Here is a 13,866-nt window from a genome sequence, read left to right as displayed (position 1 = left end):
CCCGGTCGAGGGCACCGACGACGCACCGACGACTCACCGGACGAGCCGGACGAGCGGGAGGGCGAGGAGCGGCTAGGACGCGCGGTTCGCCCGGCGGGCGGCGAGCTCGTCGGCGGGGTCCGCAGCGGGGGTGGCGTCGAGCTCGACCAGGGAGCTCTCGACCTCGCGCAGGACCTTGCCGACCGCGATGCCGAACACGCCCTGGCCGCGGGACACCAGGTCGATGACCTCGTCGTCCGAGGTGCACAGGTAGACCGACGCCCCGTCGGACATCAGCGTCGTCTGGGCGAGGTCGGACACGCCGGACTCGCGGAGCTGGTTCACGGCGGTGCGGATCTGCTGCAGCGAGATCCCGGTGTCGAGGAGTCGCTTGACGAGCTTGAGCACCAGGATGTCCCGGAAGCCGTAGAGCCGCTGCGACCCCGACCCGGCAGCGCCGCGGATGGTCGGCTGCACGAGCTCGGTGCGGGCCCAGTAGTCGAGCTGTCGGTACGAGATGCCGGCCGCGCGTGCGGCGACGGTGCCGCGGTAGCCGTTCTGCTCGTCGTGCTCGGGGAGGCCGTCGGTGAAGAGCAGGCCGAGGTCGTACCGAGTCATCTCGGACTCGGTACCGGGGGTGTCAGTCCCACTCATGTGCATGCCTTCCACGACGTTCGAGCTCCCACCAGAAGGTTCAACGACGGGTTGAGAGTTGTTCCGAGGTCCACGGTAGCGACTCGGACACGGTCTGCCCGGCACATCCGCACCGGCGCGTCCGGCGTGTCGAGGATACGCCCCGACCACCGACGGTCGACAGGGCGCAGCCCCGGTCCGGACACCGACCGGTCGCCGGTCATGCGTCGAGTCGGCCGATCGCCGTGCGGATCAGGTTCGACCGGACGACCTCGAGCTGCCCGGCGATCTCGCGCGCGAGCTCCGTCGCCTTGGCCCGCGAGGTGGCGTCACCCCGACGGGACACCGGCATGAGGGCCGACTCGATCAGGCCGACCTCGCGCTCGACGACACCGCGCATGGTGCGCAGGTGCCGCGGCTCGATGCCGGTGCGCTGCAGTTCGACGAGGGCCTTGAGCACCGCCACGGCGTCGTCGCCGTAGGTGTCGGCTGCGGGCAGCAACGACGCCGAGACCGCGTCGGTCAGCAGCATCGGCGAGGCACCTGCAGCGCGGACGGTCTCGTCCCGCGTGTACCGACGCTCGCGGCCGAGGATCGACGGCCTCGGGGCGTCACCGCCGCCGGGCAGGACGGGCTCGCGCCCCGCGTCGAGATCGGCGAGGTAGTCCTTGATGACCTTGAGCGGCAGGTAGTGGTCACGCTGCAGACCGAGCACGATCCGGAGCCGCTCGACGTCGGCCGCCGAGAACTTCCGGTACCCGCTGGCGGTGCGGATCGGCGTGACGAGCTCGCGTTCCTCGAGGAAGCGGAGCTTCGAGCTCGACAGGTCGGGGAAGTCGGGCTTCAACCGGGCGATGACCTGCCCGATGGTGAGCAGGTCCGGTACCGCAGCACCGGCCCGGGCTGCGGCGGACCGCGCAGCCACTACGCGGTCGCCAGGCGCGCCAGGTCGACCCGGGATGCGTAGAACGTGAGGCGGAACTTGCCGACCTGCACCTCGGCACCGTCGGTGAGGAGTGCCTCGTCGATGCGTACGCCGTCGAAGTAGGTGCCGTTCAGCGACCCGTTGTCCTTGACGCTGAAGGCCGTGCCGTGGCGGAGGAACTGCGCGTGCTTCCGCGACACCGTGACGTCGTCGAGGAAGATGTCGGCAGCGGGGTGCCGACCGGCCGTCGTGACGTCGGAGTCGAGGAGGAACCGCGCGCCGACGTTCGGACCACGCCGGACCACCAGCAACGCCGAACCCGAGGGCAGGGCGTTGATCGCCTCGCGCTCCTCGGTCGAGACACCGGACTCGGCCGTCAGGGCCGCTCCCATGTCCATGCTGAAGGTCAGGGTCGTGTCGACCAGCCGCTGTTCCGGAGTCTTCTGACCACCCGGCTGCGGGACCACTGGCTCTGGCATCGTGGACCTCCTCCTCTTGGCGCACCAGCGTATCGGAAACGGGTGACCTCGCGGGAGCCCCGAACGGGGCTGGGGAGAACTCAGGAGCACGCGCACAGCGAACACACCGCCGTGACCCAGCCGACGGACGGGAGGCACGGGGCGGACCCGCACCGTGCCTCCAGGCCGGACCGGATCACGGGGTGCGTCGTCACGGTGCCGGCGTCGCCGTCGCGGTGGCGGTCGGCGCCGGCTCGCCCGAGGCGAGCCCGTCGAGGATCCGACGCACCTCGGCATCCTTCAGACGGACCCAGGGCGACCCGTCCGGGTCGCTCGTGGACGCCTCGGGGCTGTCGCCGGTGTTCCACCACTTCGACTGGTACGGGATGCCGTGGAACAGGACGCGGGCGCCCGTGTCGTACTGCTTGGTCCCCGACCACGCGGCGTAGGTCCCGTCGGGCAGGGTCAGCGGTTCCACGGGCTTCTCCCCCGGCAGGACCGGGCCGATGATCTGCCACGGCGTCTCGTACGCGCTGAGCACCGGATCGTCCGGCAGGTCGCCCGACGTCCACCACTTCGCCTCGTAGACGTTGCGGTGCCACACCACCTTCGTGCCCTCGAGGTAGGACGCGTCCTGGTCCCAGACCGGGTAGGGACTGGTCTTCGGGTCGTCGGTGGGTTGCTCGGTGGCGGAGGGCTCGGCCTCCGTGACGTCGGAGGCCGCCGCGACGATCCCGCCGCCGAACCCCTTGCCGAGCACGTCGGCGAAGAGCAGTCCGTCCTGGTCGACGCCGGAGCACGAGTTCGAGACGGTCGACAGGTTCACGTAGTTCGACCCACACGTGGTGTCACGGTTGAGCGACCACATCGACATGCGCCCCAGCCCGCGGTCGCGCGCCCAGGCGTTGAGCTTCCGGGCATCGCTGAGCGAGAACACCTCGTCACGGACGTCGTTCTGCCCGATCATGGGCGTCGCCCCGACCTTGTGCCAGAGGGTGCCGTCACCGAGGGGCGTGCCCGCGCGCTGGTACAGGACACCGAGCTGTCGCTGGACCTCCTGCAGCGCCTGCACCGATGCCGAGTACATGCTCTGGCTCGACCCCTTGGCCTCGCCGTAGTCCATCGTCATCGCGTTCACCCCGGCGAGGTCCACGCCGGCGGCGAGGAACTGTGCGACCGCGGTGGTCCCGTCGGACGTCAGCCCCGAGGGCGCGGCCGGCAGGGTGAGCCACACCGCGAGCGGGTGACCGGCGGCCCGGCGCTCGTCCTGGAGCGCCGCCACCGCCTTCGCACGCCGCTCCCCCGCAGCGCGGTTCGTGAGGTCGTCGCCCTCGACGTCGAAGTCGACGGTCGACAGGTCGTAGCGCTGCACGACCTGCCGGTAGGCACCCAGCAGGGCGGACGCCTTCGTGCAGGTGGTGGCGAGCTCGTCGTTCGCCAGGCCGCCGAACGACACCCCGACCTCGCCGTGCTGCTGCTGCAGACGGGCGACACGGCGGTCGAGGTCGAGCTGGTCCGCCGCACCCTGCAGCGAGTAGTACGAGCCCCAGGTCGGCGAGCAGGCGTCGTCGTGGTCGGCGACGACGAAGGACAGCATGACGTTGCGTCCCTTGGCCGACTTGACGTCCTCGAACGCGAAGACCGGGGTCGCGGTGACGTCGGTGTACGCGGCGAACCACGCTGGTTGCCGTTCGGTCGCCTGCGCCGAGTGCCAGCGGTCGAAGCCGGCGTACCCGGCCACGGCGACGGCGGCGGCGACCACGACCGCGATGGTGACCCGGACCGGGGAGAGTCGTCTCGTCGTCGACATCAGGCTGCGCTCCGTTCCTGGCGCGGGCCGGTCGCGTCGGCCTGGGCGGACGCGGTGGCACGTGCGCCCGCCGCTCCGACGACGTCGGCGTCGTGCCGGACGGGCAGGTTGCCGCCGCCGTGTCCGAAGTACAGGACCGCGTGCCAGTCCTCGAGGACGGGCTCCGGGACCGGGCGGACACCGCCGCGACGACGTCCGCGCCGACGGTCGGTACGGGCGGCCGCACGAGCGGCACGACGAGCGGCACGACGGGCTGCGCGCGCCGACGGGTCGTAGTACATCCAGCGCGTGGCCCACAGCCAGACGTCGACCACGGAGTTCCACACGCCGATGTAGGCGACGATCGCGTAGGTGGCGAGGAGTGCGTTGAAGGCGGCGAAGACCGCGTTCCCCCAGTTCTGCGCGCCGTAGTCGCGGACGAAGGTGAAGACCGAGAAGGCGACGATCGCGTAGGGCGCGAGGACGTAGAGCGCCGGCGAGGCGGTGCGGTCCCGCACCTTGGGCGTCCGCGCGAACGGGATCTTCTTCGCCGTGAGGGCCTGCTGGATGCTCTTGAGCACGCCCGCGACGTTCACCGGCGTGAGGATGAGGTTGAAGCCGTAGATGCGGAAGACGTCCGTGCGCTTGTAGCCGCAGTACCGCAGGTCGCTCGACAGCAGCCAGAAGTAGGGCAGCGCCGCGAGCAGCACCATCGGGCTGAGCAGCCGCGAGTCGTACGGGTACGCGAGCAGGAAGACGAGCCCGAACGACGCCCAGGTGATCGACGCCATGTAGTTGACGCGCAGCGCCATCTCGACGAGACCGACCCGCTCGCCTCGTGCCCGGCGCTCACGGACCTGGCGGACGTACTTCGGCAGGATGAGGAGTCCGCCGTTCGCCCAGCGGCGGCGCTGGACGACGAGCGACCCGAAGTCCGGCGGCGTGGCGCTGTACGAGAGCCGCTCCGGGTAGTTGACGAGCGTCCAGCCGTGCATGCCGAGGTCGACGCTCGACTCGGTGTCCTCGATCACGGTGCGGTCCTGGACGTAGCGCTTCACCTCGAAGCCGCCGACGGTCTCGACCTCCTCGATGTCACGGAGCGCCTGGGTGCGGATGACGGCGTTCGCCCCGACCCAGAACGTCGCGTCGTACCGGGACATCCCCTGGTGGAGGATGTGCTGGATGTCGGTGGTGGCCCCCGCGAGCCGCTCGATGCGCGTGGCGGCACCGCGGAAGGACGAGTACGGGGTCTGCGTCACGGCGACCCGGGCGTTCTCCGGCTGCTCGAGGAAGTAGACCAGGCGCAGGCAGTAGTCGCGGAGCAGGACGGAGTCGGCGTCGAGCGTCAGGAGGTAGTCCGACGCCGGGACCACGAGGTCGGCCGCGTCGGCGTCGTCCACGGTGCGCAGGACGGTCCCGGACGCGGTCTCGTCGAACGCGTACGCCCCGCCCATCAGGCCGATGTAGGCGTTGAGGTTCATCGCCTTGTTGGCCTCGTCGGAGAGGTTCACGTACCGCTTCCGCTCGAACGTGGTCAGTTCCGCCGTGAAGGTCCAGGCGAGACGGCGCTGCAGCTCGAGCGCCCGCGCCGAGGTCACCTCGCTGAAGTCCTGACCGAGGGCGACGGCGTCGGCGATGGCCGCTTCGAGGGCCTCGGCGGTCAGCCGGAACTCGTCGGCGAGCCCGACGAGCACCTGGTCGTGGAAGAACCGGTCGACGTGGTCGGCGACCTCGTGTTCCCGGGCGTTCCGGCGGAGCCACGCGTCGGCCCAGCGGTGGTGCTCGACGAGGGTCCGGAGCGCGTGCGTGCTGGCGAACGGTGCGGCGTCCGCCTCGACCTCGGCCGAGAAGAGCGCTTCCTGGAACCGGCGCGAGGGGACCTCGAGCTGCGCCTGGATGCGGTCCGCGACCGCGCGCGTGCGCTCCAGCTTGTCGAGCGTCGCCGGGTCGGTCGGGAACGGCGCGTCGTCGACGAGCAGGACGACGCGCAGGGACGGGTACTCCTGGAGCGCTGCCGACCAGAGCGTGGTCGCGACGACGTCCGGCTCCTCGGCGTAGCTCGGGACGAGGACGGTCATCGGCGCCTCGTGGCCGGAGGCGAAGTGTCGGTCGAGCTCGGCGCGCGGGACCCGCACGTGGCTCGCGAACCGCTCCATCGCACCCTGGCGGGCCACCAGGTGCATGAGCGCGGAGAAGGTCAGGAAGGTGACGACGACGAGGTACGAGATCGCCTCGGTGGTGAAGCGGAAGCTCTCGGTGCCGTAGTCGAGGAACTGGCGGATCACGGTGTAGACGACGTACGCCAGCCAGAAGGCGACGGTCAGGATGATCGCCACGCGACCGGAGACGAGCTTCCGGTCGGAGGGGCGTGCGTGCAGGGTGTCGAGCGGACGGGTCCGGCGCTCGGCACCCCACTGACGACGGCGCGTCGGTGCGCCGGCAGACGGATCGGGCATGGCAGTCCTTCGTTCCTTCCGGACCAGCACTCCGTCGGGTCGGGCGCTGTCGGGGGTCCGGTCGGTCGGGACGACGGTACGAGAGATCCCGCAGGCCGCCGACACCCGAACGGGGGGTCCGGGCGGTTGTGTGCGGCATCACGCAGCGCGGTGCGGCATCGCGGGACCGCGCGCGGTTTCCCGCACGGGGCGGGGGGGGCACGCCCGCCGCTTCGGCCGGCACCGCCCCGCGTCACCAGCGCCACCAGCGCCGCCAGCGCAACCAGCGCCACCAGCGCCACCAGGGCCGCCAGGGCCGCCAGCGCGACCATGCGACGGACGGGAGGCGCGGTGCCGGCCCGCACCGCGCCTCCCGTCCGTCCGTTCCGTGCGCCCGTTCCTTCCCAGAACGGGTGGGATGCCTTGCGGGAACGGGCGTACCTGGTGGACCAGGACGATCAGGTACGCCCGGAACGACCAAGTACGCCCGAACCGACCAGGCATGCCCGGAACGACCAGGTACGCCTCGCAGGGCCGGGTACGCCCGGAACGACCAGGTACGCCTCGCAGGGCCGGGTACGCCCGGAACGACCAGGTACGCCCGGAACGACCAGGCACGCCCGGCAGGGCCGGGTACCGCGCCTACCGCCCGCGTGCGAGGAGCCAGAGCAGGTACGGCGCCCCGACCACGCCCGTGACCACACCGACCGGCAGGGCGTTGCCGGGGATCGCGAACTGCGCCAGCAGGTCGCTCGCGAGCGTGACGACCGCGCCGACGGCCGCGACGACGCCGAGCGCGACCCGCCCGTTGCCGACGAGACGGCGTCCGATGGGTGCCGCCATCAGCGCGACGAAGGCGACCGGGCCCGCCGTCGCGACCGCTCCCGCGGTGAGGCCGACGGCGGTGAGGAGCAGGAGCGACTTCGCGCGGTCGGGCCGGAGTCCGAGGGCGGCGGCCACCTCGTCCCCGAGCGCGAGGACCGTCAGCCGGCGGGACTGCGCGAGCGCAGCGGCCAGGAGCAGGACGACGGCGACCGCGAGGATGCCGACGAGGGTGCGGTCCACCGCGTTCAGGCTGCCCGAGAGCCAGAGGAGCGCGGTGCCCGCCTGCTGGACGGTGCCCGCGGTCAGCATCCAGCCGGTGATGCTGAGGCAGATCGCCGCCACCCCGATGCCGACCAGGACGACGCGGTTGCCGGTGATCCCCCGACGCCAGGAGAGCGCGGCGATGACGACCGACACGAGCAGGGCGCCGACGACGACGGACCCGAAGAGCACACCGCCGCTCGCCCCGAAGAGCACGATCGCCGTCAGCCCCGAGGCACTCGCGCCCGACGTGATGCCGATGACGTCGGGGCTCGCGATCGGGTTGCGGACGACGCTCTGCACGATGCCGCCGGCGGCGCCCAGCGCGGCACCGACCAGCACGGCACCGGCGACCCGGGGGCCGCGGAGCTGCCCGACCACGAAGTCCGAGACGGTGTCGCCGTGTCCGACCAGGGCGCCGGCGACCTGCAGCGGCGAGAGCGGGATCTCCCCCACCCCGAGCCCGACGAGCACGAGGGCGACCAGGAGCACGACCACCGCGCCGAGGACGGCGAGCTCGCGACGGACCGCGGTCACAGGCCGGTCACCACCCGCGACCGGACGAGCCAGATGAACACCGGGGCACCGATGAGCGCGGTCACGATGCCGACCTGCAGCTCCCCCGGGTACGCGACGACCCGCCCGATCACGTCGGCGACGAGCAGGAGCGCGGGTGCGACGAGGGCGGACAGGAGGATCGTCCAGCGCTGGTCGGGCCCGCTCAGTCGGCGGACAGCGTGCGGGACGGCGAGGCCGACGAACGCGATCGGTCCGGCGGCTGCCACCGCGGACCCCGCGAGCAGGACCGTCACGAGACCGCCGACGATGCGGACGAGCACGACCCGCTGGCCGAGCGACGCGGCGAGCTCGTCCCCGAGCGCGAGGGTGTTCAGGGAGCGTCCCAGCCCGGCGGCCACGACGAGTCCGACGAGGACGGGGACGGCCACGACGCCGGCGGTGCCGAGGTCCTTGCCGGCGAGCGCTCCGACCTGCCAGAAGCGCAGCTGGTCGAGCAGGCTCTGGCTCGACACGAGGACCGCCGTGGTGACCGACGACAGGGCGGCGGCGACGACCGCTCCGGCGAGCGCGAGGCCCACCGGCGACAGGCCCCGCCGGGCGACGGCCGCGATGCCGTAGACGAGCAGCGCCGCGAGCCCGGCCCCGACGAAGGCGAAGGGCAGGTACGCGGCGGTCCCGCTGATGCCGAACACCGCGATCCCGACGACCACGGCGAGGGCTGCTCCGGCGTTGATGCCGAGGATGCTCGGGTCGGCCAGCGGGTTGCGGGTCACGCCCTGCATCACGGCGCCGGCCACCCCGAGCGCGGCGCCGGCGAGCAGCCCCACGACGGTGCGCGGGACGCGGTTGCCGAGCACGATGAGTCCCACCTCGTCGTCCCGGTGCGGGTGCAGGACGACGTCGAGGACGGTGCCGAGCGGGATCGGGCGCGAGCCGAACGCCACGGAGAGCGCGACGGCCACCACGAGGACGGCGACGGCGAGCAGCGCTGCCCCGACGAGACGGGACCGCGAGGCGGGTGCCGGGCGGGGCCGGACTGCAGGGGTGACGGGTGAGGACGCGCGCATGGGAAGTGCGGCAAGCCTAATCCCGCCCCTCGTTCGGCGGCCCCCGAGGAAGCCCGGAGCCGGCACAGGGTCCGTTCATAGGGTCGTCATGGGTTCGGCTCCTGTACTGGTCTCCGTCGACGCCCGACCGGGTCGTCGAGGAACGAACCGCCACCCCTCGGGTGGTCGAGGGACGACCGGAGAGCACCCATGAACGAGAACCCCGCCGACGACCAGCGCGCGACCGACCGTCCCGGCTGGGAGGCCCCGCACGCCGACCGCGACACCCTCCGCCCGGCGTACGCCTTCGACGGCAGCGGCCCGTGGCTGTACGGCACCGACGGCTCGGGGCCGTACGCCTACACCCCGGACGGTCGCGGCCCGTACCTGCTCGGCAGCGCGGCCCTCGGCGGTCCCACGGACCCGCGTCCCGGTACCGCGAGCACGAGCACGGCGGCAGCAGGCGCGACGGCCGGCAGCACCCCCTGGGGCTGGACCTCGGGCGCGGCGGCAGCGAACCACCCCGGCGCGAAGCGCCCCCGGCGGCTCGGACTCGTCATCGGCTCGGGCGTCGCGGCGCTGGCGATCATCGGCGCGGCCGGCGGGACGGCGCTCGGCCTGTCCTCGCAGGGCACCACGACCACGTCGAGCCAGTCGCAGGGCACCACGACGCTGCCGGGCGGTGGCTCCGGCACGAGCGGTGGGACGAACGGTTTCACCGTGCCCGGGTACGGGAACGGCTCGGGCAGCGACGGCAGCAGCGGCAGCGGCAGCGGCAGCAGTACCGGCACGGGCACGGGCACGCAGACCGCCGCGACCCCGGCGACCGCGGCCCAGACGAAGGGCGTCGTGACGATCGACACCGTGATGAACTACGACACCTCGTCGCAGGCCGCGGGCACCGGCATGGTCCTCACCTCGGACGGCTTCGTCCTGACGAACAACCACGTGGTGCAGGGCGCCACGAGCATCGCGGTCACCGACGAGACGACCGGCAAGCAGTACCGGGCCGAGGTCGTCGGCACCGATGCCACGCACGACGTTGCCGTGCTCAAGCTGCAGGACGCGTCCGGCCTGTCCACGGTGACGCTCGACGACGACGGCGAACCGTCGACGGGTGACCCGGTGACCGACGTCGGCAACGCGGAGGGCACGGGCAACCTCGTCGCCGCCGCGGGCACGGTCACCGCCCTCGACCAGGACATCCAGGTGCAGAGCGAGTCCGGCACGGGCACGGAGTCGTTGCAGGGCCTGATCGAGGTCGCCGCGCAGATCGTCCCGGGCGACTCCGGCGGTCCGGTCCTGGACAGCGAGGGCGAGGTGGTCGGCATGGCCACCGCGGCGTCGTCGGGCTCCGCCGAGGTCACCGGGTACGCGATCCCGATCACGACCGCGAAGGCCATCGCGGACAAGATCCTCGCCGGGGAGTCCTCGGACACCGTCACGATCGGCCTGCCGGCGTTCCTCGGCGTCGAGGTCGGCTCGACCGCGACGACGCAGACCACCGCGGGTGTGCCGGTCGCCGGGACGGTCGACGGTTCGGGCGCCGCAGCAGCGGGACTGGTCGCCGGCGACACCATCACGAGCCTCGACGGCACGGCGGTCACGAGCAACGACGCGCTGACGTCCGCGATCCGCTCGCACGCCGTCGGTGACCGGGTGCAGGTCGGCTACACCGATGCCTCGGGCACGGCGCACACCGTGACGGTGACCCTGACCGCAGGCCCCGCCGCCTAGCGAGGGCGCCGCGCGAGCGCCAGCGACAGCAGCGGCAGCAGCAGCGGCAGCAGCGGCAGCGGCAGCGGCCTCAGCCGAGCAGCGCGCGCACCACGGACCGGTACACGTTCGCCGGGGAGTCGGACCGGAAGGCCGTCTCCCCGGCCTCCGTGCGTCCGACCCGGGCGAACCCGATGCCCTCAGCGTGCACGACGACGACGGGGGCCGGTCGACCCGGGCGACGGATCGACGAGACCGTCCACGGCGCGGCCCAGAAGCGCGCGAGCCGCGGGTCGGCCTCGGCGACGGCCACCGGCAGGTCCGGCGCGGTGTCGGCCGCACCCGTCCTGCGGGCCAGCAGGTCCGCGTGGAGCGACCCCGTGCGGAAGGGGAAGGTCCACGACGGGCGGATGCCGAGCCTCCCGGCCGCCAGCGCGACCACGCGCTCGACCGGCAGCCGGGCCACGGTGCCGCCCGTCTCGTCCGTCCCGTCCACGACGGTCTCCGACCAGGCCTGGAGGCGCGTGGTCCGCCCGTCGGGCAGGCGCTGTTCGAGGGTGACCGGCCGGGTGTCGTCGGCCCACGGCGCGAGGAGCTCCTGGGTGGTCTCGGGGAGCGTCCCGAGGCGGCCGACGAGCCCCGTCTGGACGAGCTCGCGACCGGCGGGCGAGCGCAGGAGCATCGGGTCCCACCGGCGTCCTGCCAGGCTGCGCAGGGTCGTGAGCGCGTCGGGCCCGACGTGCGTCCCGTCGAGCTGCGGGACCGGCGCCGCGACCGGCAGGGCCTCGAGCTCGCGCTGCGGGCGGGCGGGTGCCGGCTCGGTGGCACGGACCGACTCGAGCACGGTCGAGACCAGGTCGTCGGTCGCGAGCATCCGGGTGAGCGGCCGCTCGACGGTCAGGTCGACCCGGTGCCGACCGGTCACGAAGAGCAGGTGGGCGCCCGCGACGTCGCCGTCCTCGTCGGGGCGGACGTACTCGACCAGGCGTGCCGGGGCGCCCGCGGTCGTCCACGGGTCGCAGCCGATGAGCCGCAGGCCCTCGACCGACCCGGGCAGGCGTTCGAGCAGGCTGGTGTGCTCCTCGGCGACGGTGCGCTCCGAGGGGCGGGACCGGACGGTCAGGACGACGTCGTCACCGGTCAGCCGGAGGTCGGCCTGCGGGGAGTCCTCGCGGCGCCAGCGGTCGGGGCGGCGGAGCGTCAGGCGGGAGGTTCGGTCCTCGGTACCGAGCGGGACGGGGACGGCCATGGGTCGAGGCTACGTGGCGACGGCTGCGGGGACGGCGACGGCTCGCCGGTGCGCCGCGCGGGCGGAGCCTGCTCGCCGTCGGGCGAGGTGGGTGGAGCTGCGTCGCGGGCTGCGTCGCGAGGCTGCGTTGCCGGCCGCGTCGCGGGCTGCGTTGCCGGGCTGCGTCGCGCGGCTGCGTCCCCTGGCCCTTCAGGGGCGGCGCGTCCGCGGTGTCGGCGGCGGGGGCACGTGCTTCGCCGCGACCACGTCGGCGAGCGGGACGTCGACGTGCCCCCGTCGCGTCTCGATCGTGACCGTGTCGACGGTCCGTGCGGACAGGGTGCCGAGGGCGTCGCGAGCGCCGTCCCCGACCCGTGCCCGCACGACGAGCCGGTCGCCGGGGGACGCCGCACGCAGGACGCCGAGCGCCAGCGCCCGGGCGAGGGCATCCTGCTCGCTCGGAGCCCGGCCGTCCGGGTCCTGCTGCCGCGGTTCCTGCACCCGTCGAGCGTACGGCCCGGTCGCACGGCTCGGGTGTCGGCCCGCTCGGCTCCCCGGCGCGGGCTGCTCGCAGGGCTGCGCCGCCTAGGGTGGTGGGATGGAGAAGGCGCGCGTCGACAGCTGGATCTGGGCGGTGCGGATCACGAAGACCCGGTCCGCCGCGACCAGTGCGTGCAAGGCCGGCCACGTCCGGGTGAACGGGGAACGTGCGAAGCCGGCGCAGCCGATCGCCCCCGGGGACGAGGTGCGGGTCCGTCAGCACGGGTTCGACCGCATCGTCGTCGTGACGGGCATCATCCTCAAGCGGACGAGCGCGACCGAGGCGGCGAAGCACTTCGAGGACCGGACCCCGCCCCGGCTCCCCCGCGAGGAGGCCGGGTTCGTCCCGACCCGGGACCGAGGCGCCGGTCGTCCGAGCAAGCGGGAGCGCCGCGACCTCGAGAAGCTCCGCGGCCACTGACGCGACCGGGCGTCGCGCCGCCGTCAGACGAAGCGGACGGTCTGCTGCAGGCGGTCGCGGACGTCGAACACGTCGACCGAGCCCTCCGGGGAGAACACCCCGTTCAGGACCTGACCGAGCGCACTGCGACGGACCACGAGCGCGGTGGGCTTGCGCGCCGACCCGACGACCTGGACGTCCTCGTCGACGGCGGAGTCCGGCACGACCATCAGCCGTCCGGTGAACTTCACGCGGGTCTGCTTCTGCACCGCTCGGGCTGCCCGCACGAGCTCCTTGACCGGACGCTCGCCCGGCGCCAGGGTCTCGCCGGCGATGTCACCGTGCTCGATGCGCACGGGAGCGCCCCAGTCGATCGACTCGACGGCCCAGAGTCCGCTCGGGGTCAGCACGGCGTGGTCGAGCTTGCCCTCGGCACCGGCGTCGAGGTCGTGCCACACGGTCACACCGATGCCCATCCCCGCGATGATCGACGCCGTCGCCTCCTCCGCGAGGGCCTCGGCGAGCAGTCGGCGGATGTGCCGCGGCGCGGAGCGGACCAGCGCCGGGTCGTACGGGTCCTCGACGGGGTCGCCGAGACCGACCCACTCGCGTTCGGCCTGCAGGAAGACCTCGCGGGAACGACCACCCGGGTGCCCGTACGAGCGCGCCCGCGGCCGGGAGTCGCGCCGAGCCGTCGGGGGCGCGAACCCCTCGCCGTCGTGCGACCAGACCGAGGACCCGGACGGACCGGGCGCCGCGCTGGGGGTCGACGTGCGGGAGCCCGCGTCGTAGGCCCGGCGGGCAGCCGGGGTCCCGATGCGCTCCCACGCGATCTGCACCTGGCGGAAGCGCCGGGCGTCACCACCGAGGTCGGGGTGGGTCTCGCGGGCGGCACGACGGTACGCACGGCGGAGCGCGTCGTCGTCGGCGGTCGCGGGGACGCCGAGGACCTCGTACGGGGTGGCGTCGGCCGGGCTGTCGGTCATGGCCCTGCGACACTACCCGCTGGAGCATCGGAGTCCGCCGCGTGCGGGCTGGGAGCTGCCGGGAGGCCCGGTGCACGTCCGACGCGCGCGTCGCGCCCCGAGACGCCGGCGTCTGCGCGGGACGCC

At 73.4% G+C, this 13,866-nt stretch carries 12 protein-coding genes; 2 read left to right on the top strand and 10 right to left on the bottom strand.

The annotated features are described in order from the left end of the window. Window positions 1–72: 72 nt before the first annotated feature. The 7 genes from M3666_RS07525 to M3666_RS07495 form a co-directional block, all read right to left on the bottom strand. Entirely contained in the window at window positions 73–633 is a 561-nt protein-coding gene (locus M3666_RS07525; protein ID WP_066658032.1) for a MerR family transcriptional regulator, read from the bottom strand. A gap of 199 nt (window positions 634–832) precedes the next feature. Continuing rightward, a complete protein-coding gene (locus M3666_RS07520; RefSeq protein ID WP_066653699.1) occupies window positions 833–1,537 on the bottom strand; it encodes a MerR family transcriptional regulator in 705 nt (234 codons plus the stop codon). Next, entirely contained in the window at window positions 1,537–2,016 is a 480-nt protein-coding gene (locus M3666_RS07515) for an FHA domain-containing protein (RefSeq protein WP_066653698.1), read from the bottom strand. The genes M3666_RS07520 and M3666_RS07515 overlap by 1 nt, the downstream gene beginning before the upstream one ends. Window positions 2,017–2,206: 190 nt before the next feature. Further along, complete coding sequence (locus M3666_RS07510) at window positions 2,207–3,805, bottom strand: chitinase (RefSeq protein WP_251154923.1); 1,599 nt, start codon at window positions 3,803–3,805, stop codon at window positions 2,207–2,209. Next, entirely contained in the window at window positions 3,805–6,240 is a 2,436-nt protein-coding gene (locus M3666_RS07505) for a glycosyltransferase family 2 protein (protein ID WP_251154922.1), read from the bottom strand. Before M3666_RS07505 ends, M3666_RS07510 begins: the two co-directional genes overlap by 1 nt. Window positions 6,241–6,861: 621 nt before the next feature. Continuing rightward, the gene (locus M3666_RS07500) at window positions 6,862–7,842 is read right to left on the bottom strand and encodes an iron chelate uptake ABC transporter family permease subunit (protein ID WP_251154921.1); all 981 of its coding nucleotides are present in this window, start codon (window positions 7,840–7,842) and stop codon (window positions 6,862–6,864) included. Next, window positions 7,839–8,891, bottom strand: a complete 1,053-nt coding sequence (locus M3666_RS07495) for an iron ABC transporter permease (protein ID WP_209683112.1) — start codon at window positions 8,889–8,891, stop codon at window positions 7,839–7,841. Before M3666_RS07495 ends, M3666_RS07500 begins: the two co-directional genes overlap by 4 nt. A gap of 189 nt (window positions 8,892–9,080) precedes the next feature. On the opposite strand from M3666_RS07495, the gene M3666_RS07490 reads away from it, so the two are divergent. After that, window positions 9,081–10,607, top strand: coding sequence for a S1C family serine protease (locus M3666_RS07490; RefSeq protein ID WP_251154920.1), 1,527 nt, complete (start codon window positions 9,081–9,083; stop codon window positions 10,605–10,607). Window positions 10,608–10,677: 70 nt separating this feature from the next. On the opposite strand, the gene M3666_RS07485 is transcribed toward M3666_RS07490, so the two are convergent. Beyond that, window positions 10,678–11,835: a hypothetical protein gene (locus tag M3666_RS07485; protein WP_251154919.1), complete on the bottom strand. Its 1,158-nt coding sequence runs from the start codon at window positions 11,833–11,835 to the stop codon at window positions 10,678–10,680. Window positions 11,836–12,024: 189 nt separating this feature from the next. Continuing rightward, window positions 12,025–12,315: a hypothetical protein gene (locus M3666_RS07480; RefSeq protein WP_235426549.1), complete on the bottom strand. Its 291-nt coding sequence runs from the start codon at window positions 12,313–12,315 to the stop codon at window positions 12,025–12,027. Between the two features lie 97 nt (window positions 12,316–12,412). On the opposite strand from M3666_RS07480, the gene M3666_RS07475 reads away from it, so the two are divergent. Beyond that, a complete protein-coding gene (locus tag M3666_RS07475) occupies window positions 12,413–12,775 on the top strand; it encodes an RNA-binding S4 domain-containing protein (RefSeq protein ID WP_066653687.1) in 363 nt (120 codons plus the stop codon). A gap of 23 nt (window positions 12,776–12,798) precedes the next feature. Here the strand turns inward: M3666_RS07475 and M3666_RS07470 are convergent, their stop codons facing one another. Then, window positions 12,799–13,740 carry a DnaJ domain-containing protein gene (locus M3666_RS07470; protein ID WP_251154918.1) on the bottom strand — a complete coding sequence of 314 codons (942 nt, stop codon included), beginning with the start codon at window positions 13,738–13,740 and terminating at the stop codon, window positions 12,799–12,801. Window positions 13,741–13,866: the final 126 nt, after the last annotated feature.

Origin of the sequence: Curtobacterium sp. ODYSSEY 48 V2 (genome assembly GCF_023712625.1) — a bacterium.
Lineage (GTDB): Bacteria > Actinomycetota > Actinomycetes > Actinomycetales > Microbacteriaceae > Curtobacterium.
This window is presented reverse-complemented; position numbering and strand designations above follow the sequence as displayed.